The 22,878-nt window shown below is 53.3% G+C and carries 21 protein-coding genes; 6 read left to right on the top strand and 15 right to left on the bottom strand.

Annotation, left to right across the window (positions count from 1 at the left end; genetic code table 11):
* Positions 1-311: 311 nt before the first annotated feature.
* Positions 312-1,238 (bottom strand): sugar phosphate isomerase/epimerase family protein, encoded by a 927-nt coding sequence (locus tag R3C20_17060; GenBank protein ID MEZ6042216.1) that lies wholly within the window; start codon positions 1,236-1,238, stop codon positions 312-314.
* A 410-nt stretch (positions 1,239-1,648) separates the two neighbouring features.
* On the opposite strand from R3C20_17060, the gene R3C20_17055 reads away from it, so the two are divergent.
* The 6 genes from R3C20_17055 to R3C20_17030 all read left to right on the top strand — a co-directional run bounded on the left by R3C20_17055 (position 1,649) and on the right by R3C20_17030 (position 7,575).
* Positions 1,649-1,951, top strand: a complete 303-nt coding sequence (locus tag R3C20_17055; GenBank protein ID MEZ6042215.1) for a histidine triad nucleotide-binding protein — start codon at positions 1,649-1,651, stop codon at positions 1,949-1,951.
* 146 nt (positions 1,952-2,097) lie between these two features.
* Positions 2,098-3,144: a DUF3500 domain-containing protein gene (locus tag R3C20_17050; GenBank protein MEZ6042214.1), complete on the top strand. Its 1,047-nt coding sequence runs from the start codon at positions 2,098-2,100 to the stop codon at positions 3,142-3,144.
* 75 nt (positions 3,145-3,219) lie between these two features.
* Positions 3,220-4,179 (top strand): sugar ABC transporter substrate-binding protein, encoded by a 960-nt coding sequence (locus tag R3C20_17045; protein ID MEZ6042213.1) that lies wholly within the window; start codon positions 3,220-3,222, stop codon positions 4,177-4,179.
* A 22-nt stretch (positions 4,180-4,201) separates the two neighbouring features.
* The gene (locus tag R3C20_17040) at positions 4,202-5,629 is read left to right on the top strand and encodes an FAD-binding oxidoreductase (GenBank protein ID MEZ6042212.1); all 1,428 of its coding nucleotides are present in this window, start codon (positions 4,202-4,204) and stop codon (positions 5,627-5,629) included.
* Positions 5,626-6,969: a heterodisulfide reductase-related iron-sulfur binding cluster gene (locus R3C20_17035; protein ID MEZ6042211.1), complete on the top strand. Its 1,344-nt coding sequence runs from the start codon at positions 5,626-5,628 to the stop codon at positions 6,967-6,969. The genes R3C20_17040 and R3C20_17035 overlap by 4 nt, the downstream gene beginning before the upstream one ends.
* A 51-nt stretch (positions 6,970-7,020) precedes the next feature.
* Positions 7,021-7,575: a TIGR00730 family Rossman fold protein gene (locus R3C20_17030; GenBank protein ID MEZ6042210.1), complete on the top strand. Its 555-nt coding sequence runs from the start codon at positions 7,021-7,023 to the stop codon at positions 7,573-7,575.
* Positions 7,576-7,681: 106 nt separating this feature from the next.
* Here the strand turns inward: R3C20_17030 and R3C20_17025 are convergent, their stop codons facing one another.
* From R3C20_17025 to R3C20_16960, 14 genes are all read right to left on the bottom strand, one after another.
* A complete protein-coding gene (locus R3C20_17025) occupies positions 7,682-8,815 on the bottom strand; it encodes a redoxin domain-containing protein (protein ID MEZ6042209.1) in 1,134 nt (377 codons plus the stop codon).
* A 179-nt stretch (positions 8,816-8,994) separates the two neighbouring features.
* Positions 8,995-10,764 (bottom strand): DUF6798 domain-containing protein, encoded by a 1,770-nt coding sequence (locus R3C20_17020; GenBank protein MEZ6042208.1) that lies wholly within the window; start codon positions 10,762-10,764, stop codon positions 8,995-8,997.
* The gene (locus R3C20_17015; protein MEZ6042207.1) at positions 10,745-11,554 is read right to left on the bottom strand and encodes a polyphosphate kinase 2 family protein; all 810 of its coding nucleotides are present in this window, start codon (positions 11,552-11,554) and stop codon (positions 10,745-10,747) included. Before R3C20_17015 ends, R3C20_17020 begins: the two co-directional genes overlap by 20 nt.
* Before the next feature lie 64 nt (positions 11,555-11,618).
* Positions 11,619-12,620 carry a 6-bladed beta-propeller gene (locus R3C20_17010; protein ID MEZ6042206.1) on the bottom strand — a complete coding sequence of 334 codons (1,002 nt, stop codon included), beginning with the start codon at positions 12,618-12,620 and terminating at the stop codon, positions 11,619-11,621.
* 303 nt (positions 12,621-12,923) lie between these two features.
* A complete protein-coding gene (locus R3C20_17005) occupies positions 12,924-13,694 on the bottom strand; it encodes an SDR family NAD(P)-dependent oxidoreductase (protein ID MEZ6042205.1) in 771 nt (256 codons plus the stop codon).
* Positions 13,695-13,850: 156 nt separating this feature from the next.
* Positions 13,851-14,696 (bottom strand): RNA polymerase sigma factor RpoD/SigA, encoded by an 846-nt coding sequence (locus R3C20_17000; GenBank protein MEZ6042204.1) that lies wholly within the window; start codon positions 14,694-14,696, stop codon positions 13,851-13,853.
* Between the two features lie 357 nt (positions 14,697-15,053).
* Positions 15,054-16,667, bottom strand: coding sequence for a chaperonin GroEL (gene groL / locus R3C20_16995; GenBank protein ID MEZ6042203.1), 1,614 nt, complete (start codon positions 16,665-16,667; stop codon positions 15,054-15,056).
* A gap of 57 nt (positions 16,668-16,724) precedes the next feature.
* Positions 16,725-17,036 carry a co-chaperone GroES gene (groES, locus tag R3C20_16990; GenBank protein MEZ6042202.1) on the bottom strand — a complete coding sequence of 104 codons (312 nt, stop codon included), beginning with the start codon at positions 17,034-17,036 and terminating at the stop codon, positions 16,725-16,727.
* A gap of 330 nt (positions 17,037-17,366) precedes the next feature.
* Positions 17,367-18,287, bottom strand: a complete 921-nt coding sequence (locus tag R3C20_16985; GenBank protein ID MEZ6042201.1) for a glutaminyl-peptide cyclotransferase — start codon at positions 18,285-18,287, stop codon at positions 17,367-17,369.
* Entirely contained in the window at positions 18,256-18,858 is a 603-nt protein-coding gene (locus R3C20_16980; protein ID MEZ6042200.1) for a hypothetical protein, read from the bottom strand. Before R3C20_16980 ends, R3C20_16985 begins: the two co-directional genes overlap by 32 nt.
* A gap of 353 nt (positions 18,859-19,211) precedes the next feature.
* Positions 19,212-20,849, bottom strand: coding sequence for a type II secretion system protein GspK (locus R3C20_16975; GenBank protein MEZ6042199.1), 1,638 nt, complete (start codon positions 20,847-20,849; stop codon positions 19,212-19,214).
* Positions 20,846-21,751 carry a prepilin-type N-terminal cleavage/methylation domain-containing protein gene (locus R3C20_16970; protein ID MEZ6042198.1) on the bottom strand — a complete coding sequence of 302 codons (906 nt, stop codon included), beginning with the start codon at positions 21,749-21,751 and terminating at the stop codon, positions 20,846-20,848. The genes R3C20_16975 and R3C20_16970 overlap by 4 nt, the downstream gene beginning before the upstream one ends.
* Positions 21,748-22,254, bottom strand: a complete 507-nt coding sequence (locus R3C20_16965) for a hypothetical protein (protein ID MEZ6042197.1) — start codon at positions 22,252-22,254, stop codon at positions 21,748-21,750. Before R3C20_16965 ends, R3C20_16970 begins: the two co-directional genes overlap by 4 nt.
* Positions 22,251-22,859, bottom strand: coding sequence for a prepilin-type N-terminal cleavage/methylation domain-containing protein (locus tag R3C20_16960; protein MEZ6042196.1), 609 nt, complete (start codon positions 22,857-22,859; stop codon positions 22,251-22,253). Before R3C20_16960 ends, R3C20_16965 begins: the two co-directional genes overlap by 4 nt.
* Positions 22,860-22,878 lie beyond the last annotated feature (19 nt).

Here is a 22,878-nt window from a genome sequence, read left to right as displayed (position 1 = left end):
CATCTGCTGGCCAACAGGGTCACTTAACCACGAACAGTGCATTCAGCTGTTGAGTCGTGGCCCGCACGAAAAAACGGCTCTCTCGCAACCAATTAGGATCGACGGGTGCGACAATTGAGAACATCATTCACACCCCGACGATCGCGTGAGTTGGCGGCGTGAGTCAGCAACCCGTTGAAGATCCGCATGAAACGTAACCCGAAGCGTCAGTAAGGTACGTTATCACAGGAATTTGCAGTAAGGCGATCCGTCGCTGTCGCATTGTGTACCGCTATTCAAAGGGTCGCTGGCTGCTGAAACTCTCCTGCCTGTTAAGCCATCAGATCCTGCAGCTGTCGCAAATAAACCGGGATTGTTTCATGGGGCGGTTCTGACTCTTCGTATTCGAACGCAACGTAACCTCGGTATCCCGACTTCTTGAGGATGTCGACGATCCGAGGCAAATCAGCAGGCTGTTTTGGGCCACCGTCGGGAGCAATCGCAACCTTGATTTGTGCATTCACTGCCCACGGTGCAATTTTTTCGAGATCTCGATAAGGATCATCTGTCCGGAAGTTGCCGCTGTCAAAGTTCACACCAAACCAGGGGCTGTCCTTCACTTTGTCGATAATCTTCATCATCTGATCGGGAGTCGATGTAATACCACCATGGTTTTCCATCGCGAGAAAGACGCCTTTGGCAGCCGCATACTCCAGTGACTCATTGATTCCCGCGGCACACCTTTCGATGGCTGCGTCTTCAGAATCACCTTTGGGGACTTTTCCGGCGAAAATGCGAATGCACGGTGCCCCCATGATGGCGGCATAGTCGATCCATTCGCGGCATTCTGCCAATTGATTCTGTCGGGCTTCACCTTCGGGCAGACAGAAGTCATTTCCGATCGCTGTGCCGGAAATTGCCAGACCCAGTCGATGCGTTAGTTGTCTGACGCTCAGTAGATACTCCGACGTGACATCCTTCGGAAAATAGTAGCCTGTCAGTTCCGTCGCCCCCAGCCCCTGTTCAGCGCAGTAATGAATAAAGTCTTCCAGCTTCATTTTCGCCGCAGCGATCTGATCAGCCGTACCTCGTCGCGGCAGCAGTTTGTTGAAAGAGTACGCAGCCAGACTCAGTTTGAGCAGTGGCGCTCCGGTTCGAACGGGTGGCTCTGCAGCCGAGATCCCCCTGGAATTGATTCCGGACTGCACGGCGGTGGCTGCAATGGCGGCTGCCAGAAATTCTCTGCGGTTAAAAGTCATTGTGAGGGCTCTCTGTCGAAGGTGGGTTTGGGGAATCGCTTCTCGGTTGGTCTCTGTCCAAAGTTTCCACGAATACACGTGCCGGCGGCTGCCTGATTCTGAAGGCCCGAACCGTATTCCATCAGCCGGTTATCTGAGGCCATCCAGACGGGTTCAGTAATGTGCCTCGATCCACCCGAGGACGTTGTCGCGTCAGAATGTGCTCGGCAATGATAAGCCGCATTTTGAGATTCCGCCACTGCCCGGATGCAGTAAGAGATGCACAACGTTCTGGCGGTTGTTCCTCCCTGTCGGTCTGATAACATCCCGGGCATCTTCGGGCGGGCCAATCTTCAAAGACGGTCGCCCCCTGTTCAATCTCTGTCGAGGGTTCTTCGTGACCATATTTACCAAGATCATCAACCGAAGACATTCCCGCGGATATCGTCTACGAAGACGAACACTGTCTCGCTTTTCGTGACGTAAATCCTCAGGCTCCCGTCCACGTGCTTTTGATCCCCAGGGAGCCTGTCGAATCACTGGACGGATTGCAGGAGAAGCACCGGGAGCTGGCAGGGCATTTGCTCCTGAAAGTTCCTGAAATTGCGGCTCACCTGGGATTATCGGGAGGGTACCGCACTGTCATCAACACAGGTGCCCATGGTGGCCAGACTGTCTTTCATCTGCATATTCACATCCTCGGCGGACGTGACCTTGCATGGCCACCTGGCTAGACTCCGGCTTGGTCGTTAACAGCTGAAACCGACGTGAAACTCCGATTTGCCTTCGTCGCACTGCGGAAACAATTCGCAGATTCAGGCAACGGCGTTCCATCCCGCTCTTTCCACCCCGCGTTCACTTCAGTCTTGATCGGAATTCCATGATTTCATCCCGCCAGATTCGTTTCGCTCTTTCCTTGATGGCAGCCTTCGCAGTTGCCTCCGCATCCACGAACGTCTACGCAGAAGAATCGCCTGCGAACACTGCTCCTGGCATTGCCATGCAAGAAGCGGCGACGCGACTGTTGGAGTCGCTGGATTACAGCCAGAAGGCAAAGATTCAGTACAGTTACGATTCTGAAGAACGCCTGAACTGGCATTTCATTCCGCGTGAAAGAAACGGGGTTAGTCTGCGTGAATTGAACGGAGCAACGAGGTCAGCGGCGGACAGCCTTGTCAGTTCGGGACTGTCGGCAGCAGGTTACGCGAAGACCCTTCAGGTTCGAAGTCTGGAGGAAGTTCTGTATCTGTTCGAAGGTGGAGAGGAAGACTACCGCCGTGAACGCCGACACCCCCACAAATACTTCATCACGATTTTTGGTACCCCAACCAGCAAAGGTATCTGGGGATGGCGTTTCGAAGGACACCACCTTTCGCTGAACTTCAGCATCAGAGAAGGGCAAATTGTCAGCAGCACCCCCGAGTTTTTCGGAGCAAACCCGGGCCTGATCGATGCCGGACCGGGGCGCAGTCTCCGAGTACTCGGTCGGCGGGAAGACATTGCAAGAGAAATCCTGAAGGCGTGCACCAGTGAACAGCATAAATTGATGTTCATCGATGCGAAAGCTCCTGACGATATTCGCGGTGGTGGGGTCGCTCAGCCGGTTGTCACCGAAGCTGTCGGGCTTCGATTCGCAGACATGTCCGTTGAACAACAGGGCCTACTCAAACAGTTGATAGGTGAATACCTCACGGCGATGCCGGCGACTGTCGTCCGTGAGCGTATGAAAGCGATCAACGATCATGGTATGGATGACATTACAATTGCATGGTGGGGTGGATCCGAACTGAATCAACCGCACCATTATGTTGTCCAGGGGGCCAGCTTCATCATTGAATACAACAACACGCAAAATGAAGCAAACCACGTGCATGCCATTTGGCGCAATACGGGCGGTGACTTCAATTTGCCAGCCAGCGGTAAATGACGCCAACTGATCCGGCGGTTGATTTTGCAGTCGCCGGCTATTCTTTATGTCCCCCGCCCGTCTGCGAGCTATGCAATGATTTCAAGAATTTCAGCACTCCTGTTGTGCTCGCTCTTTGTCGGTTGCTCTGGCGGTTCAACGGGCAACTCCGGTGAAACCGGCACCCGTTCAGAAACGGTGAAGCCTCGCATTGCTCTGATTATGAAATCACTGGCCAACGAGTTCTTTTCGACGATGTCCAGAGGCGCCGTCGATCATCAGAAGGACTCCGGCGAATACGAATTGATCGTCAACGGCATCAACGACGAAACGGATTTGAGTGGTCAGGTTTCGCTCGTTGAACAAATGATGGCTCAGCAGGTAGACGCCATCGTCATCGCTCCGGCAGACTCCAAAGCGCTGGTGCCAGTGCTGAAGAGAGCCCTGGACGAAGGTATTGTGGTGATCAATATCGATAACAAGCTCGACGCCGATGTACTTGAACAATCGGGAATCCAGATTCCATTCGTTGGTCCAAACAACAGGGCTGGCGCGAAACAGGTGGGCGATTTCCTCGCCACCCAGCTTCAGTCTGGTGATGAAGTTGCCATCCTGGAGGGAATCACGACCAGCTTCAATGGACAGCAACGGAAACTGGGATTTCAGGATGCGATGACTGAGGCGGGGATGAAAATTGTCGATTCACAATCCGCGCAGTGGGAGATGACTGTTGCCGATCAGGTGACATCGTCCATTCTTACGGCTCATCCACAAATCAAAGCCATTCTTGCCTGCAACGACAGCATGGCCGTTGGTGCGATGGCGGCCATTCGCAGCGCGGGCAGGGATGATGTCAAGGTGGTTGGGTTCGACAATATTTCCGCTGTAAAATCATCGCTGGCTAACGGCAACATGACCGCCACCGCTGATCAGCACGGTGATCAGTTGGCGGTATTCGGTATCGAATATGCCCTGCAGGCCTTGATGGATGGCACGACTGAATTGATCGATCGAGAAACACCCGTCGATCTGATCACCGTAAACGCCATTCACTAAACGAACATGATCCAACGCACGCATGCCAACGAGTAACAACAATAGTCAAGCCGGCAATTCGCTGGATTCTCAGCACTTGACGCCTGCGCAACCAGCAGGCGTACCTTCCGCGCGATGGCACGCCAGTTCCACCCGTGACGTCGTGAAGATCGTGCAGTCTGCAATAGCAAACCGTCAACGAATTATCGTTCTCGGTAATGCTTCTGAGGCTCGGGATTGCGACAGCACCGGCGGACGGCAGGATCCGGGAAGTGTTGGCACCAGCGGCGTTTTATGTCTCGACAGTATGAATAAGGTGATCGATTATCCGGCCCGGGACATGACGATTACCGTCGAGGCAGGTATGACGGCCGGTCAGCTGCAGCAGATCCTTTCAACAGAAAATCAGCAGCTGCCTGTTGAGTTTGCATCAAGCGAGCAGACAATTGGCTCTCTGGTTTCGTCTGACACCTCCGGCCCAAGTCGTTTCGGCTATGGCACCCTGCGGGATTATGTCATCGGCATCGAAGCCGTCGATGGACAGGGACGGACGTTTCAAGCCGGTGGACGTGTTGTCAAGAACGTTGCGGGGTATGATTTTTGCCGATTGATGACGGGCTCTCGTGGTCAGCTTGGAATCCTGACACACGTGACCTTCAAGCTCAAACCACTTCCTGAACATTCACGCATTCTGGTCTTTGGATTCAATCGTCTGACCGATGTGGAATCGAGCCTGAATCGTTTGAACCTGTCAGCCGCCACTCCCGTCATTCTGGATGTTATGAATCGCCGTGCGTCCACTGCATTACTGAGACGCAGCCTCTTCGATGGAAAATTGCCAACGGACGCCGTCGACTGCAACTTCTTTATCGTCTGCTGTGTCGAAGGCTCCATTCCGGTCTGTGAGTTTCAGATTGAATCTCTCTGCGATGAATTGCACGATGATGCTTCGTGGAAATGGATCGAGCCACCGTATTCCGGTCGGTCTCAGATCGCAGGGGCGTATTGTCAGACTTCCATGTCACTTCAACAGCCGACACCGAATACAGAATGGCAATTCAAACTTACGACGCTTCCATCTCGTGTCGTCTCGTCGATCAGCATGCTTGAGAATCACGCCTGTATGGTGTTCGGACGGGCCGGGAACGGTGTCTTGTACTTCCGACGAGACAGACTAACCGCGCATCAGTCCCAGGATGCTGACGTTGCCAATTTTGAGTCGCCGGAAAACGCGGTGGCACAGTCCTGGTCCACTATTGAGCACACGGATCCCGGACTCCCGGAACCGGACATCGTTGCAGCGTTGTCTGCTGTTGTTGAGGATGAAATTGGTTCTGTCACAGCTCTGAAAGCCGCGAATTCACCGCGGAGCGTCAAAGGCGCGCAATCAAAGCGGGTGTCCGAATTACTGCGAAAGACGTTCGATCCACATGGTCTTTTTGTCCAGCCAGCAGCAGAAAGTGCTTCATGACAGCCACGTCCCGAACAGATTCCCCGCTGCCTGTCATCGGCCAGTCTATACCCTATGAACGTTTTCTGGATTGCGTGCATTGTGGTTTGTGTACGTCCGCGTGTCCCACGTACGTTGAAACGGGAGATGAGAATAACAGTCCACGAGGTCGAATCTATCTGATGCGGTCAGTTGTCGATGGACGGCTTCCACTAACCGAAAAGGTACAACATCATCTCGACCTTTGTCTCGATTGCCGCAGTTGCGAAACGGCATGTCCATCGGGGGTTCAGTACGGACGTTTGATCGAACCATTCCGAGTTGAAACGCTTCAGAAGGAAGAAAGCCAGGGCACGGCATCCACCGGTGACTGGTTTCATCGCTACATTCTGCATGGAATTTTTCCCGATCGAAAAAAGACCGCCAGAGCACTCGCTCCGGCTCGCTGGATGCAGAAACTGGGTGTCGATCGATTCGCGAGGGCGACAGGTCTGACCCGTCTGTTGCCGGAACGTCTTCGAACGATGCAGGAACAACTGCCGGTTCTTAAGACTCCTTTGCCGGAATTACCAACATTCCTGCCGGCGATTGGCAGGAAGAGGGCGGATGTGGCATTGTTTCTTGGTTGTGTTGCGGATGCCATGTTCAGGCACGTGCACTGGGCAACTGCGAGAGTACTGCAGCACAATGGATGCGATGTTTTTATACCGGAACAGCAAACCTGCTGCGGTGCGATTCATTATCACAGCGGGGCCGCAGAGCCCGCCCTTGAGCGGATGACTCAGAACCGAGCCTCGTTCAAGCTTTCCATGATTGATGCCATCATTGTTAATGTGGCTGGCTGTGGTGCAATGTTGAAGGACTACGATCACATTGCTCAGGAGATGTCCGGGCATGCTGGTGAGCATCCGGAATCGTCCGAATTCTGTTCAAAAGTAAAGGATATCAGCGAATTCCTGATGGAGCTTGGCCCTGTCCATCCGGCTGGTGAGATTGATGCGGTAGTTGCAATGCAGGACGCCTGCCATCTGCAGCATGCTCAGCGTATCGTCAAACAGCCTGCGGACCTGCTGCGAATGATTCCGGGGATTCGACTGAGGTCAATCGCAGAAGCCGAACTCTGTTGTGGCGCTGCAGGAACCTACAACCTGACGCAGCCGGAAATGGCCGATCGGCTTGGTCGACGTAAGGTAGAGCATCTGCTGGAAGTGCAGCCCGATGTCATTGCTTCTGCCAACGCTGGCTGCTCACTGCAGTTACAGGCAAAACTGCGACAGGCCGGTAAAGAAGTCCCGGTGCTGCACCCCATTGAGTTGCTCGACTTGAGCTATCGATCCCTCCCTTTGTCGGCAGCTCATTGACGGTCGCTACAACGCCGCTGCGATTCACCCGATCACAACATCAGGAGACGGATGACTTTGGCAAGAATTTGCGTATTTTGTGGTTCTCGTTCAGGCGCGATTCCCGATTACGCTCTGGCCGCGCATGCTGTCGGACGTCATCTTGCAGAACAACAGCATACTCTTGTTTACGGCGGCGGAAGCACGGGCATCATGGGAGCTATCGCCGACAGTGTGCTGGAGAACCATGGGCAGATCATCGGAGTGATCCCTGAACATCTGGCACGCGTCGAATTGATGCATGCGCGCGTTGCGGATATGCGAGTCACTCGGGATATGCACGAACGCAAGGCCATCATGCATCAGTTGGCCGATGCCTACATTACTTTGCCCGGTGGTTACGGCACCCTGGAAGAATTATTCGAAACGGTCACCTGGGCTCAATTGGAACTTCATCAACGTCCGGTCGCCCTCATCAATCTCAACGGCGTCTATGACGGACTACTAACACAGCTGAACCGTATGATTCATGATGGATTTCTTTCGACGCAATGTCTCGAACTTCTCACCGTGACGACCAGCGTCGAAGAACTCATTGCATGGATCGATGCATTACCATGTCAGTAAAGAAGCGGACGACGGATACGACCTGAGCTGAAGAAATGAACTTCGAATGGCTCTGCTCGTTCCAGCCCGGGTAGTTTCTCAATTCATTGTTGGCCGAGTTTCCAACCTATTTCTCCGAGAGCGCGAGATCTACGACCTGTTCGATGGTCTTATCGCCGGTCGCTCCCTGCCAGTTGAGTTCGCCCTGCCACCAGTGTCGGATGTAACCTCGCTTGTCGACCACATAAACCGTTGGCCACATGGTGTTGCCCCAGGCTTTCCAGTTCTCCGACTCCAGGTCGACCATGATTGGAAACTCCAGGCCTTTCTCCTTCGCAGCCCTGGCAACAGAATTTGGATCCCGTTCTGCAGTTGTCTCAGGCGTTTGAATTCCGATAAGCACGACACCTTTTTGCTGAAGGTCTTTGTGCCAGCGTTTGTAGATCTCGAAATTTGCGTGGCAGTTGTGGCACTGGAACGCGTAGAAATGCACCAACACCACTTTGCCACGCAGACTCTTCAGCGTCTGCGGCGATGAATTAATCCAGTCCGACACAGAATGAAATTCCGGGGCGATCGGGAAAATGCGTTTCAGAGAACTCGTGTTGAATGGTTCTCCCAAAAGGATCCACAGTTGATTGTTCTGCTCCTTTGTGAGGACGGTTTCCAGTGCCTTTTGCTCAGCTCTCATTGCCGATTCCAGGTTCCTGGTCAAATCTTCAGCCAGCACCCCGGAGGATGATCGCTGGGCAGCTTGCGCATCGATGGTTGCTTGCGCAAGCTTCACAAGTTTCTGCACCTGAGAATCCTTGATGGCAAGCTTCTTTCGAACATCATTCCGAAGCAGCATTCGCACACTCTGGGCCTGCATTTCCAGTTGGCTGATCCTCTTTATCTGCTCAGAATCGACGTTTTGCCGGAGCCATGCTACGGCCTGAATTTCGAGACGGTCGACAATCGGGATCATTTGATCGTCCGGCAACAACCTTGCAGGAAACCAGACTTTATCGAGTTCCTCCAACTTTGCTTCAAGAGCAGAAACCTGAGATTTACTCAGCTTTAGTTCGTCCTGCACTTCCTGAGCATGCAGCAGCGGAAGCAAACGGCGAGGGATCATGGCTGAGTATTCGCCGTAGTGATCTGCCTCAGAAGAAGGCCCGTCAGACGGCTGTGGCTGTGCGGAAGCCTCTGGACACATCAGCACAATCATGATGAAGGCAAAAACGATACATCGCAGCGAGGTGACTATTTGATTTCGCACGTATCAGCTCCTCAAAACCCCGGGGACGGACGGCAGGACTGGGTTTATTGTAGAATCCGAACTGCCAGCTTCTACCCGTTGCATCCGACAATTTCGCGCCGAATGGTCAAGTGGAATCCCCGACGTTCCGTGTGCCCGCGCCTCGTCGCAGCGAATGTGTGAGACTGCTGGTGCACTGGCTATCGAGGAACTTCGTAAACACCCCATTCGCCGGCAGCGAATACAGGCTGCTGTTCGAACGGCCCAAAGGTCCGCGTGACGACATAATCACAATCGGTCTGAGATCGCAGGGACTGCATGTCCTGATGATCGTAAAGTCCATCGAGCGAACTTCGGTATGTCCACCCATTCAGATACCAAAGTCGACGATTCCATTCCAGAATCCCTGACGCATCCTGAGGGCAGTCTTTGTAGGTGACAAACTCTGCCCGTTGCGCGAGCCACTTAAAGGCAAACGATTCCCGTGGCGTGAGGATCAGGCTTTCCGGCGGCGTATGTTCGCGTATCCAGAAACAGACGTCTCTCCAGTCCAGGTATTGTCGAATGGTGTACCCCGCCGGAGCGACAGATCGTAAATTGAAAAGCACGGCAATCGAGATGATTCCGGCAATTGCGCGACCAGCCTTCAGTCGGTTCAGTCGCTGCAACCTTGCCGTTGCTTCCGCCGAACTCAATTGCAGCGTAAATCGATTTTGCAGCCAAACCGAGATGCTGAGTGCAACCAGAATTGGCATCATTCCGTCGAAGAGTCGAAATGGGTAAAACTTAAGCAGGGCGGCACGCCATTCCCATCCGTCGAGTTCTTTCGCGGGAACGGTATGCCAGCCTATGGCGATGCCAGCCAGGGCGATCATTCCCGAAGCCACCAATAATCTCTCCAGAATCTGCATGCTGGCTTCGCAGGTGGGTCTCGTCGTCACTGTTGTTGTAGCGGGCGTTGTTTCTGCGCGACGACGTTGCACTTGCCGCAGCCATCGCAGATACACCAATGCACTACAGACCAGAGCTGCAAAGGCCCATTGTGAAACAGAAAATGCGCTGGGGTCCATATGGTGGCTCAGTCGCCAGAAAACCTGAATGAACTCCGCAATTGCTTTGTCGTCAGGATCGACGTTGGTCTCTATCAACAGCCTCAGAGCCGGTACAACTCCGGCCAGGCTGATGACGGAGTATGGGAGCAGCATTAGAGTCGAATCCGCCGCGAATGCAGATACACGGCTTGAAAATGCTGTCTGCGGCACGCTGGCTGGGAGGACAAGCCACGGTCGAGATTCTGTCGGCACGCATTTTTCGACGTCCTGTGTGGAGTCGTTCAGGCCGCGGACAGGCAGAAAGCAACCTGTGAACTGCACCATTCCGAATGCCGTGACTCCCCAAATCCCGACCACCGGATGTAAAGCCGTCGCCAGCCCTGCATAGATTCCGGCAAAGACTGCATCCCGGTAACTGCCTTTCTGAAGGCACGTCATCCATCGCGCTGCTGCCAGAAGAAATAGTCCCCATGCCGGGACTTTGGATTCAAATCCGCCGAGTATCCATTCACCGGAAAAACTGCCCAGGCTCGCAACAACCGCATAAAGAGCGCTGGATCCAAACACGAACGCAGCTCGCAGGCGAAGTGTTTGAGCCAGTCTGCACCATCCCCATGCAACCAATGCAAGAGAGACGAAACGGCCGAACAAGGCCACCAGCCAGAACGGCATCACTTTGGTCAGAGGCCCAACGATCACGTAGAAACAAAAGTGACTGTTGTGGGATGCCAGAAAGAAATCGCGTTCGCACCATGAAGGATCGGCGAAGGATCTTGCCTTGCAAAGATAGTGAGGTTCATTGACGCCGGGGATAAATGACTGGGCCAGTGAACAGAAAACGAACAACAGCCAGACCAAAAAAACCTGATGTCCGCCGAGCACTCTCAGCCAACCCGGTCTAGTCGTCGATTCGGACATCACTTAAGTCTTCAGCGATCGGATATTGCGGATTCATGTCTCGCAGCGTGTCGACAATGATCTTTGTCACCGCCCAGTTTCTATACCAGTTCTGATCGGCGGGAATAACATACCACGGAGATTTCTCCGTTGAGCATTTTTCAAGCATGTCTTCGAATGCTTTCCGGTAGTCATCCCAGTGTGCCCGCTTAGCCAGATCTTCGCGGTCGAATTTCCAGTTTTTTCCAGGATCGTCCAGCCGCTCCTGAAATCGCTGCTTCTGTTCCTTCTTTGCAATGTGCAGGAAGAACTTGATGACTCTCGTCCCGGTGTCATTCAGGTGTTTTTCGAACTGATTGATGATCTCATACCGCGGTTCCCATACGGATTCGGGCACAATATCATGAACCCGAACGACGAGAACATCTTCGTAGTGAGACCGATTGAAGATCCCGATATGTCCCCTGGACGGAACTGCCTTGTGAACCCGCCACAGAAAATCGCGTGACAATTCTTCGTCGGTCGGTTTCTTAAACGAAGTCACCACGACACCCTGCGGATTCACCCCGCGCGTTACCGCGCGGATGGTGCCGTCCTTGCCTCCTGCATCCATAGCCTGAAAAACAATCAGCAGTTTTTGTCTGGATTCAGCGTAGAGTCGCTCCTGCAACTCCACAAACTCCTCACGCAAAACCTCAAACTCCTGCTCGCATGTTTCACGATCATCGCAAACATCTTTGCCGTCCGTCTCTGTTTTTTTCAGGTCGACTTTCTGTCCTGGCCTGATGCGATGTTGTTCTGGACTATCCATTGCCATCCTGCACCCGTGATCCATGCGATAAAGGTCTGACTGAGAACGTTCACTGAGCCCGTGCTTAACGATGCACCCGAACCAGCTTCATAATTCGGCCCGACACGTTCCAGTCCTGAACGTACAAATTGCCATCTTTGTCCCAGAACGAACCATGAGTTCCACTGAAGATTCCTTCAATCCACTGGTCCTGTGGTACGTTAAAACTTCCCCCCAGCTTTGCATCGGGATTGTGGCCAAGTACGGCAATGATGGTGTTCCTGCCATTCAGGATTACAACACGTCCATGCAGGTCGGGGACTGAAACAAATTCGCCCTGAATTGCCACAGAAGTCGGCATTCCAAGACCGGTGATCACCTCTTCGATATAGTTGCCGTCAAGATCATAGTGGAGCAATCGACCTTTTGGCTGATGATTTCGGTCGCATATCAGGAGCCGTGCTGGTTCATAACGTGTGTCCAGTGTCATGCCGTGTGCCGTATTAAACTGCTTCAGATCATTACCTTTTTCACCGAAGTGCATCAGGTATTTTCCTGACTTATCAAACTTGAACACATGGTTACTTGCGTAACCGTCCGAAAGAAAAATGTCACCATTCGGTGCAACCGTGATTGCAGTCGGATTGAATTTTTTAAGATTCAAACCAGATTCTTCGGGAAACGGTAGTTTCAGAACAATGTCGCCGGTTTCTGCACTGAACTTGATCCCTTCAGCGTTTGCGTTACGGGCTCCGTAGATGAATTCCCCGTCTTCCTCGGCTCGAATTTCCATGTCGTGGATATTGGAATACTCGTTCCCCACGAACCGCCGAACTAACTGCCCATCCGGTGAAAATACGAAGACTCCCAGTTGTGAACTGGTGTAGATGTTGCTCGCTTTGTCGATAACGACACTACCGTGAGTTGGGCCGATCTGAGACTTTCCATTTTCATCAAGCCCCCATCCCGGGACTGTGTCGAAAGTCATGTCACCCGCCCCCATACGGACCGCCGCAGCCGGTTCCGCAGCGTGAAGAGCTGTGGCCACATTCAGGAGGACGACGCCTGCTATCGCAAGAGATTTCATTGTTGGTTCTCGATTCAGGAAACGATCAAACAGCCATCAGAGTCGTCAACGAAAGCGACGGACTCAGCGCATGAGACTTCGAATGGTGACCAGATCATCGTGAATTGCAACACTGCACACGCTTCAATGCCTGGTGAGGAGGGCAAAGAGGCCCGTCCATCGCTGCTGACATCCAAATGGGTTTACGGAGATTTGGTGGCTGAGCCCACAGATCAATCATGTCGCCGTTATGGCTGTCCGTCGTCGGCATTCTCATCTCATTGCCGGTTTGCGGTGAACAGGCTGTTCGATCCGGCGGAATTATCAGAGTTCTTCGCCGCCAGACACGTGAAGGATTTCGCCGGTAATGAATTGCGAATCCAGCAGGAAGTTGATTGCGGCACAAAGGTCGCCCGGAGAACCGGTCTTCCGGAGTGGAATTGAGCCGATCGCGCGCTGTTGGTGCCAATTCGTGCGATCCTCTGGCGGAAGAATGGCACCGGGAGCGATCGCATTCACATATACACGCGGTGCCAGCTGAAGCGCCAGAGATTTTGTAATACTCACCATGGCAGCTTTGGTGGCAGTATAGATCAGGTGACTCTGCTCCGGCCTCAATGCTCTCCAGTCCAGAATGTTGATGATGTGGCCGGTTTCGCCTTCACCCAGATGCTTCATGAACTGCTGGATCAGAAACACCGGGGCGAGCATGTTGACGTTCACGTGAAGGTTACAGTGATACACATCAAGCCATGGCAGTGCACGATCCTGAAAGACGGCGGCACTGTTGATGAGTACCGACGCAGGTCCAAGTTTGTCCGCGGCTTCCATCACGGCGATGGCCGCCTTTCGTGGCTCACGCAGATCGGCGGCGACGGCGATTGCCTGTCCACCATCATTCTTGATGCGATTGACCAGAGAATCCGCTTCAACCTTCGAAGTGCCATGGTGAACCACCACTCCGAGACCGCGGTTGGCCATGGCCAGTGCAATTTCCCGCCCCACGCGGCGAGCGGCTCCGGTCACAATGGCAACAGAAGGCTGTTCACCTGGAACAGATTCTTCTACTGGTCCATTCGGAGTTTCGTCTTTCATGAGTGATCTCGACTTCGCAACTCTGATTACCGGCAGATAACGTGACCGACAGGCAACGATGGTACGCCATCCGGCGCGTGAAAAAGCCCGACCGTATTGGGCCGGGCTGAGATCATCGCTGCAGAGGACTGCAGGAAACCAGTTTTGCCGGCGATTTTACATTTCGCCGCTCAGGCTTCGATAAAGCTTGCGAAGAGCTTCACTTTCGATCTGACGAACTCGTTCTCGCGTCAGTCCCAGTGATTCGCCAATTTCCTTCAGCGTTCGAGGCTCACTGTCATCCAGACCAAATCGCATCCGCAGAATCGTCGCTTCGCGGGGATCCATTTCGTCCAGTAGTCGAAAGACATGAATGAGATTGTCTGAATTGATGAGTTCATCTTCGGGACCGCGAACGCGATCGTCCGGGACGATTTCACCCAGAGACAGTCCACCTTCATCCTGCTCCGACTGTGGAGAAGCGTTGTACAGGGTAATTGCCTTCTTGACAATTCGCAGCTTCTTTTTCGGAATCCCCATTTCACGGGCGATGTCTTCTGCTGTCGGTGTACGGTTCATTTCTTCAGCCAGCTTGGCCGATGCGCGACGCCACTTCGACAGCAATTCGACCATATAAGCCGGAATGCGGATCGTCTTGGCCGAGTTGACCAGCGCGCGTTTGATGGATTGTTTAATCCAGTAGCTGGCGTACGTACTGAAACGTGTGTTCATGTTGGGGTCAAAGCCCTCAACAGCACGCAGCAATCCAAGGTTGCCCTCTTCGATCAGATCCTGCAGAGGTAACCCTTTACCGGCATAACCACGAGCAATGTTCACGACGAGTCGAAGGTTGGCCCGAACCATTCGATCACGTGCCGCCGCGTCACCCGCTGAAATGCGATTCGAGAGTTCTTTCTCGTCGTCAGCAGTTAGTAATGCGGTTTCGTTGATTTCGCGGAGATATGTCTCCAGTGGCGTCTGTAGTCGCGAACTGCTGCGTTTCTTTCGAGTCGTTTGTGTCATGAAAAATCGGCCTGATTGAGTAATCTGCTAAAGAAACAAGCGGCTGCGATAGTTATCGACGGCCCGTCAAATCAGATTCAGACTCAAATCGGCAGAAGATGCCGATGCGCATTGTTGGCACAGAATGGCCCGACGATTCGCAAACAACCCGAGAACCGGACTATCCCCGCGGTTCAGCATGACCGGGGAAAGTCATGTATTGATGACGCCCCAAACCAGGAAGGAACGGTTTGCCTCCGAAATACAGGCAAGTTGTCCCGTTTTTGCCCACATGTGGCCCAAAAAAGAAAGCCTCGACGTTTCTCGACGCCGAGGCTTCCAGTGATGCAGCAGATCCGCTGTTATCGGTCGTACCGATTAGTACATGTCATCGGCCACTGCGGACTTCTTCTTGTCATCCTTTGGCTTTTCAGCAATCAGAGCATCGCTGGTCAGCAGCAGGGTCGAAACACTCGCAGCGTTCTGCAGGGCCGTTCGCGTGACCTTGGTTGGGTCAATGACCCCAGCCTTGACCATGTCTTCGAACTTGTCCGTTGCTGCGTTATAGCCGAAATTGCCTTCGCCGTTGGCAACCTTCTCACAAATTACTCCACCGTCAACGCCAGCGTTGTTTGCAATCTGGGTCAGCGGTGCTCGGCAGGCTCGCAGGATAATGTCATAGCCAACCTTTTCATCATGGCTGAGCTTTCCTGGTTTGACTGCAGTTGAGGCACGCAGAATTGCTACTCCGCCGCCCGGAAGAATTCCTTCTTCCACAGCAGCACGAGTCGCATGCAATGCATCTTCAACGCGAGCCTTCTTTTCCTTCATTTCGCTTTCAGTGGCGGCACCGACATTGACCTGAGCCACACCACCAGCCAGCTTCGCGATTCGCTCTTCCAGCTTTTCGCGATCGTAGTCACTGGTGCTGTTTTCCAGTTCTCGTCGGATCTGCTCAATACGAGCCTTGATGTCAGCCTTCTTGCCGCCACCTTCGATGATCGTGGTGTTGTCTTTGTCCACTACGATCTTGCGAGCTGTTCCGAGGTCGGTCAGTTCGATGTTCTCGAGCTTCACGCCAAGGTCTTCGAAGATCGCCGTTCCGCCGACCATGATCGCGATGTCCTGCAACATGGCTTTGCGACGGTCGCCATAGCCCGGTGCCTTCACGGCGGCGATCTTGAACGTCCCTCGCAACTTGTTGATGACAAGAGTCGCCAGAGCTTCCCCTTCGACGTCCTCAGCGATGATCAGCAGAGGCTTGCCGGAATTAACGACCTTTTCCAGCACTGGAACAAGGTCTTTAATGTTGGAAACCTTCTTCTCGTGGATCAGTACGTAGGCATCTTCCAGGACGCATTCCATACCTTCGGAGTCTGTCACGAAGTAAGGTGACAGGTAACCGCGATCGAATTGCAAACCTTCGACAACCTCGAAGGTTGTGTGCAGGCTCTTACCTTCTTCAACGGTGATAACACCGTCTTTGCCAACCTGTGCCATCGCATCTGAAAGGATCTGGCCGATTTCAGAGTCGCCGTTGGCTGCCACAGTCCCAACCTGAGCAATCGACTTCGGGCTTCGGCATTCCACAGCCATACCACGAAGCTGATCGATAATGTCGCTGACAGCTTTTTCCATTCCCCGCTTCATTTCCAGCGGACTGACGCCTGCAACAACGGCTTTCAGACCTTCGTTGTAGATCGCTTCAGCCATCACGGTCGCGGTTGTCGTTCCGTCCCCCGCAACATCGCTGGTCTTGCTCGCAACTTCGCGAACCATTCGAGCGCCCATATCTTCGAACTTGTCAGCAAGTTCGACTTCACGAGCAACAGTTACACCGTCCTTGGTGACCGTCGGTGAACCAAAGCTCTTTTCGATAATGACGTTTCGTCCACGAGGGCCGAGTGTAACCTTGACAGCGCGGGCCAGCTTGCTGACACCGCGACGCATGGCTTCCTGAGCTTCCTGATCAAAGGCAATCATCTTTGCCATATTCGTTGTCTCCAGAAATCCGAATTCAAATGCAGATTCAAATGTTTATGTGAGTGTTCAGATAGTCGCCAGAATGTCGCTTTCGCGCATCAGGAGAAACGTCTGGTCGCCGAGAATGATTTCGTCTCCGGCGTAGGAACTAAAGATAACGCGATCGCCTTCTTTGACGGCCAAAGCGACACGTTCACCCTTGTCGTTCACATGACCATCGCCGACAGCAACGACTTCACCACGCTGAGGTTTACCCTGAGCAGAATCCGGCAGGACGATCCCGCCAGCGGTCTTTGCTTCCGCCTCGGCTCGCTTCAGCACCACGCGGTCACCTAAAGGCACGATGCGGGTGCCGCCTGAAGAAGCCTTCTTCGCCATGATTTTCTCCTGACCTGTACAACAACTGAAAAGTTTGTTTCAAACCGTCGGCTGCGTCCGAAAAACGCATATCAGCCAACTTTGCAGAGTTAGAACCACAGCGGACCGCGGGTAGCTAATTACGTGCCACAATACTCAATTACCGCGTAAATCGATTCCAGCAAGGAAGTTACGGCGATGCACATTTGCGTGATTGCAACGCCAGCCCTGAGAATAACCCTTCCACCTGCCGTTTTGACAACTTGCCGACGCTGACCATCGGTTTGCGGTATTGATAACGCCTGCAGGACAGGCTACGGATCTCGGACAGGCGTAGTAACGTGACCGGGTTTACTTATTCAAACCAGGCACAGAGATCTCGTACAGGGTTGGCCAGTGTTTGCCGGTGATGAACAGGCGGCGGGCATTCGAATCCCAGGCAATGCCGTTCAATACGGCTTCCCGGTTAAAGCGAATCGACTTCGGCTTGAACCCGGACAGGTCCAGCCAACCAACGACATTGCCACTCTGAGGATCAATCCGGGCGATCTGATCCTGATACCAGATATTGGCAAAGATCTGACCGTCGACAAACTCCAGTTCGTTCAGGTTCCTGACTGATCGCCGACCATTTCTGACCGTAATTTTTCGGGTCATCCTGAATGTGACAGGATCGACAAACCTCAATTCTGCACTGCCATCACTGATAATCAGGTGCCTGCCATCCTGAGTGATTCCCCAGCCTTCGCGTAGAGTTGGGTCGATATCGGAGTACTTGAGATAGGCCTTGCGTTCAAGCGTTTTAGCGTCATACAGCAGCAGGTACCCGTTTTGCCATGTCAGTTGAATGACCTTATCCTGCCAGACGGTCACCCCTTCACCGAAAATCTCGTTCTCCATTGCCACGTCGATATCGGCAATTCCACTTTCAACGGAGACGGACCGCAAACGCGAATGTTTGTACTGGCCGGTACCTTCAATCAACTTCCCATCGTAAAAGACCAGTCCCTGACAAAATGACTGAGAGTCATGCGGGAACGACTTCACAACGCCTGGACGCACCGTAGGGACGGATTGCGCAGCGTGGGGCGAAGGAAGAGGTTGCAGGAAAACGAAGCCTGCCGCTGTAACAACGACCAGAAGAACAGCGGCGGGCATATGTTTCTTCCCTGAAACAAACACGTTTGCTGGCGAGACAAAACTGCCACCAGCTGAAGTCGGTAACTCTCGTTTATCGCGACTACTTTTTGTCATCACCATGGTCGTGGTCATGGTCGTCCCCATGAGCCGCTTCGCCTTCTTTGTGGTCATGCTCGTCGTGATCATGGTCGTGGCCGTCGTGATCATGCTCGTCATGAGAATGAGCGTGGAACGATGGAGCGTACTCCTGACCACCAATTGTCACATGGAGGTGGCCGTCCAGCTGTTCCTCCGAAGTGATTTCTTTGGGAAGAGTTGTCCCCGATACGACGTATCGCGACGCGGATTCTTCAGTTTCTCCTTCAAGAGGCGATGCTTTCACCTCTAAACTGACCTCCTCGCCACCAACTTCAATTTCGAACTCTACGCCCGATGCAGCCACGGCCTGTCCCACCTCTGCACCGTAGAAGTACAGACTAATGTCTCGGGTTTCCTTGTCGAAAACCATTTCCAGATGGGCCGCATGAGCGTCCCCGATCTCAATGATGTGGCCACCATGCACGCCAGCGTGTTCGCCATGATCATGCATGTCCGTCGCAGCGCTCAACGGAGCCTCGGTGTACTCCTGAAACTCGTCAGAAGTCCCACCACATCCAACGGCAGCAACCAAAAATCCCACTTTGAAAAGCTGGGCAATCTTCACGTTTCTCATCCTTCGGGGCCAAACTTGCATCCTCGGTTCTACGACCTCCCCAATGGGAGTGTTCCCTGGATTGTAGGCATGGAAGTCACGGCGGGGAACTCAAGATGTCAAATCTTCCAGGGTTGCTCAGGACAACTGAAAGACAACACGCTGCAAACCACGATCGCACGGGAACAACAACAAGCTGGTCTGTATTACAAACTTGTCGAATTTCCTGGAGAGTTCTGAGTTCTACCGGAGCCCGCAAATGTCGGGCAAATCTGCTTGTGGCATTCCCGGACTCCCGGGACAACTGCGACGAATGAATTCGGTTCAGCCAGTTCAGAGTCGCCGGAAACGAACTTACGCGGAAGTCAGCGTGACAATTCCGCTCCGGGAGTCAGGTACGAAGGATGAAACCCTCGTCCCAGAGAAGTCAGATCCCGTTGAAAGATGATTCTGGGCGGGCTTTGGGTGGCGTCAATCATCGCTTCGAGTCGCGTATTCGGGCCGCCCTGATCATAGTGCCCAACCGCCTGAAATCGATAGATCCCGCCGCCGGTCGTCAACCACGGGCCCAATAACTGAAGCGTCTCAAGATCAACGATGCCTTCCGCCAGAATCCAGGCGGGCGTTGTTCGAACGGCCATCACATTTCTTGAAAATCCATCAGCTGAAATTTGCGGTCGCGCTGCAATGATGGCATCAGCGATTGATTCTGTCATACCCGGAATCGCCATCAGCACATGATGGGGTGCCGTGTTAATGTTCACGCGGCCATCGAAGTAAGCGTCGTCCACCCAGGTAAAGATCTGCTCCAGTTCTGCCATATCGATCAATACATTCTCAGACGTCCATGGGCTGATCAGTGTCGTCATTCCCCCATTGACAGTTGCCGGAATTTCCGCGTCGATCAGGTCGTAAATGGAGCGAAATGAGAAGCCTGCCACCTGCGTAAGATCGAGCCCCGCGCGAGTCACGCTTCCTTCCACTCCTCCGGTAACAGCCTTACCAACGGCGGTCGCCGCATCCTTCTGAGCAACGGTGAGGCTTGCCTGTGTCGCAGCACTGGCATTTTCATTCCCGAACAATCGATACGCAACAACGAACTGAGCCGCCTCTTCACCATAATCCGGCTCAATGGCATCGAACAATTCCGTCATTAATCCCTGATTCAGATTAATCCGTTCGGCTCCGTCCGGCATTGTGTTCAGTTCCCGACTGGAAACGGTGAAGTATTCTCGCCATCCAATATCCAGTTCGTCATCCTGGTCGTCGAGTGGAAGTGATGCCGCGCCGTCGTTTTCATTTGGGTCAAGCACTCCGTTTCTGTTGGCATCTTCACCGTAGAATAAGGCCGGGGTAACGCCCTGGATCTTTAGTAGCTCATCGATGGATTCCATTGGGCCGTTTCGGGCCGAATACGGGATCGCCAGCAATTCGTAGTCGGCGGATTCCGCGCCGCCCAGGCTTCGTTCGTCGTCGCTATCAATCCAGTCCACGATCGCTGCCGCAATATCTTCCGTCATTCCCGGAACATAGGATAACGCCAGATAGGGGTCCGTCGTTTCGTCCTCGTCGTCGACAAATTCGAGCAATCGGTTCAGATTGAATCGTGAGTTCTCGCTCAGCACGCCAAATCTCATGTTGGTACTGAGATTCGAACTGTCATTCGGTACAACAACAGAGAACCTTACCTGCCCCCTGGGCACAGGAGATTCTTCGAGCATAACGCCCTGAAACGTCTGCGGATCGTGGAACAAATCGACGGAGGAGGGATCAGCCTGATGCTCTGCAATTCTCATCGCGGCAAACTCGATCGCAGACTCAGCCATCATGCGAGCTTCGACATCGCGTCCGAACATCATCGACGCCTGATTTTCGACAAGCATAGTGCCAGTGAAGGTATAGGCCGCCAGCGTCAGCAATGAAACGACCACCGTCACAACGAGCAGAATAAACGCCCGCCGCGAGACCATGCGATTCCCACAGGAATAATCACTTCGCATCATAATCCTGCCTCCGCAACAAATGGCTCTGCAACGGGAACGGCCACCACCATCCTGTGAGTTGTTGGACCAGCGGCATACGGGTCGTCGGGCTTGCTGGCTACGTCGTCCTGATCGTTGGCGGTGATCAAAGTCAATGTAATTTCAATGGCGATGGGCATGCTGTTCAGTTGATTGCTGTCCCACTCTGTCTGCCACGTCAAACCATCAAAGTACTGGAACCGGATCGCGCTGGCTTCCGGTGCCAAAAGCTTTGCAGCGGAAATCTGACCGTTTTCATCGCCTTCCTGAATCGCAGTGCTCAGCCCGTAAAGGTCACCGGCCATACGAACCAGCCCCACTGGATCTGAACTGTTACCAGTGGAATACTGATCAGCAATCTGAGATGAAATCCCCCCCATTCCGCTTTGTGCGATAAAGTAGCGCACAATCATCAGGTCGCTGCTGCGATCAGAAAATGAAACCAGTTCCTGTGAGGAGACGTAATTCAATTCACGATCCGGACGGTTGATATACAACAACAAATCGGTCTCAGTGCCGACCAGGCCATTGGTATAACTTGTCATGGAGGATTCGAGATCGACAACTGTGGCTTCCTCAGATTCGTCCAGTGACTCCTCCTCACTTATTGAATCCTGCTCTTCAAAGACCACAGACTGGATATCTCTGGTGATTTGTCGAAGCAGGACGCGTGCAATCTGAACACGTTCGATATCGTCATGACTGTCGACCTGAAGGCGATAGTAGATCTGCATGGCGGAATAAATGCCCGCCATCAAAAGGGACACCAATCCAATCGCGATAATTGTTTCCAGCAAAGTGAACGCTTTTCGCGGTGCGAGGTGCAGATTCCTGTCCGGGTCGCATCTGCCCGACAAGGTTGCTGGCTTCGTCGGTGTCTTCATCCATCAGACTCCGAAGTTGAGAGAGCGGCGTCGATAAAGATCTGTGGATCTCGCATGTAGCGATGCAGACGAAACGAAGCCACAGCATCATCTCCGACAACGTACTTCACCTGCACTGTCACCTGCAGCAGGCCGGTCGTGCTGGTTGGCAGACTCTCAAGACTCCATTTCCAGGTACCCGATGCTTCATTATCCGGAAAAGTCTCGTCGGTGGCTGACGTCAACTCCTGTGCCCCGCAGAGGACTTCGGCCATCTTGGCTTCGCATCGCATAATGGCTTCAGCCTGAAGCCGCGACATCAATTCCGAATCCTGTCCAACCTTCAGCAACTGGAGAATAACGGCCAGAGAACTCATGAAAATCACGGTCGCGATCAAGACTTCGAGCAAAGTGATTCCACCGCGGCGTCCCACGTCACGACGTTTTTCAGTGGGCGTTTCAGGCGTGACCCATACTTCGCCACGAGGTCGCGTTTGGTATGCTGGACGGGTTAATCGCATCATTGCTGTGCCTCCTGATAAACAGGAGTCATTCGCACTGCACCGGTGAGTCCACGGACAGACAATTCGGATGTTCTGCCATCCGGATCCGTCACGCGAAACCTGCGATCTGTGGCACTGCCATCGAAACGAAAATAGATCGGCGATGACCAGCTTTTAGTTGCAAGAGTTCCAGCATCCGGAAGTCCGCCAAACCAAAGTGGCTCCAGTCGTTCTATGGTGTCCGATTCGTCCGGCATCGGCTGGATCAGGAGATCCTCGTCCAGCTGTCCCGACAGACGCATATACTCCGACGTTTCCGATCCCGTGCTCACTGAATTGGACGTCGAGGGTTCCTGCTCGGTGGGAAGAATGACGAAGAACTGCCCCTGAGGCTCGTAGCGAAACTGATAGTCGATGCCGGAATCGATGGCGTAAGTTCGAGCTTCGGAAAGAACTTCGCGAACCTGATCCGCCGCACTGTAGACTCGGTTGCCTTTCATGCGTTCGATCAGGTTTGGTGCAGCGAGGCCGGCAACAATCACAATCAACGCCATCACAATCATCAGCTCCATCAGGGAGAAGCCGGACGGCTGCAGAACGACGAGTTGGGATGCTTTTCTTTTCATTCCGCTGTGTCGATTGATG

The sequence above is a fragment of the Planctomycetaceae bacterium genome, assembly GCA_041398825.1.
Lineage (GTDB): Bacteria > Planctomycetota > Planctomycetia > Planctomycetales > Planctomycetaceae > F1-80-MAGs062.
This window is presented reverse-complemented; position numbering and strand designations above follow the sequence as displayed.

What these genes read in the sequence shown, in the direction of transcription:
- R3C20_17000 (MEZ6042204.1), bottom strand. Translation starts at nt 14,696, where the DNA reads ATGACACAAACGACTCGAAAGAAACGCAGCAGTTCGCGACTACAGACG.
- R3C20_17020 (MEZ6042208.1), bottom strand. Translation starts at nt 10,764, where the DNA reads ATGTCCGAATCGACGACTAGACCGGGTTGGCTGAGAGTGCTCGGCGGA.
- R3C20_16975 (MEZ6042199.1), bottom strand. Translation starts at nt 20,849, where the DNA reads ATGATGCGAAGTGATTATTCCTGTGGGAATCGCATGGTCTCGCGGCGG.
- R3C20_17045 (MEZ6042213.1), top strand. Translation starts at nt 3,220, where the DNA reads ATGATTTCAAGAATTTCAGCACTCCTGTTGTGCTCGCTCTTTGTCGGT.
- R3C20_17060 (MEZ6042216.1), bottom strand. Translation starts at nt 1,238, where the DNA reads ATGACTTTTAACCGCAGAGAATTTCTGGCAGCCGCCATTGCAGCCACC.
- R3C20_17010 (MEZ6042206.1), bottom strand. Translation starts at nt 12,620, where the DNA reads ATGAAATCTCTTGCGATAGCAGGCGTCGTCCTCCTGAATGTGGCCACA.
- R3C20_16960 (MEZ6042196.1), bottom strand. Translation starts at nt 22,859, where the DNA reads ATGAAAAGAAAAGCATCCCAACTCGTCGTTCTGCAGCCGTCCGGCTTC.
- groL (MEZ6042203.1), bottom strand. Translation starts at nt 16,667, where the DNA reads ATGGCAAAGATGATTGCCTTTGATCAGGAAGCTCAGGAAGCCATGCGT.
- R3C20_16985 (MEZ6042201.1), bottom strand. Translation starts at nt 18,287, where the DNA reads ATGACCACGACCATGGTGATGACAAAAAGTAGTCGCGATAAACGAGAG.
- R3C20_16965 (MEZ6042197.1), bottom strand. Translation starts at nt 22,254, where the DNA reads ATGATGCGATTAACCCGTCCAGCATACCAAACGCGACCTCGTGGCGAA.
- R3C20_17030 (MEZ6042210.1), top strand. Translation starts at nt 7,021, where the DNA reads ATGACTTTGGCAAGAATTTGCGTATTTTGTGGTTCTCGTTCAGGCGCG.
- R3C20_17005 (MEZ6042205.1), bottom strand. Translation starts at nt 13,694, where the DNA reads ATGAAAGACGAAACTCCGAATGGACCAGTAGAAGAATCTGTTCCAGGT.
- R3C20_17035 (MEZ6042211.1), top strand. Translation starts at nt 5,626, where the DNA reads ATGACAGCCACGTCCCGAACAGATTCCCCGCTGCCTGTCATCGGCCAG.
- R3C20_17050 (MEZ6042214.1), top strand. Translation starts at nt 2,098, where the DNA reads ATGATTTCATCCCGCCAGATTCGTTTCGCTCTTTCCTTGATGGCAGCC.
- groES (MEZ6042202.1), bottom strand. Translation starts at nt 17,036, where the DNA reads ATGGCGAAGAAGGCTTCTTCAGGCGGCACCCGCATCGTGCCTTTAGGT.
- R3C20_17015 (MEZ6042207.1), bottom strand. Translation starts at nt 11,554, where the DNA reads ATGGATAGTCCAGAACAACATCGCATCAGGCCAGGACAGAAAGTCGAC.
- R3C20_17040 (MEZ6042212.1), top strand. Translation starts at nt 4,202, where the DNA reads ATGCCAACGAGTAACAACAATAGTCAAGCCGGCAATTCGCTGGATTCT.
- R3C20_16970 (MEZ6042198.1), bottom strand. Translation starts at nt 21,751, where the DNA reads ATGAAGACACCGACGAAGCCAGCAACCTTGTCGGGCAGATGCGACCCG.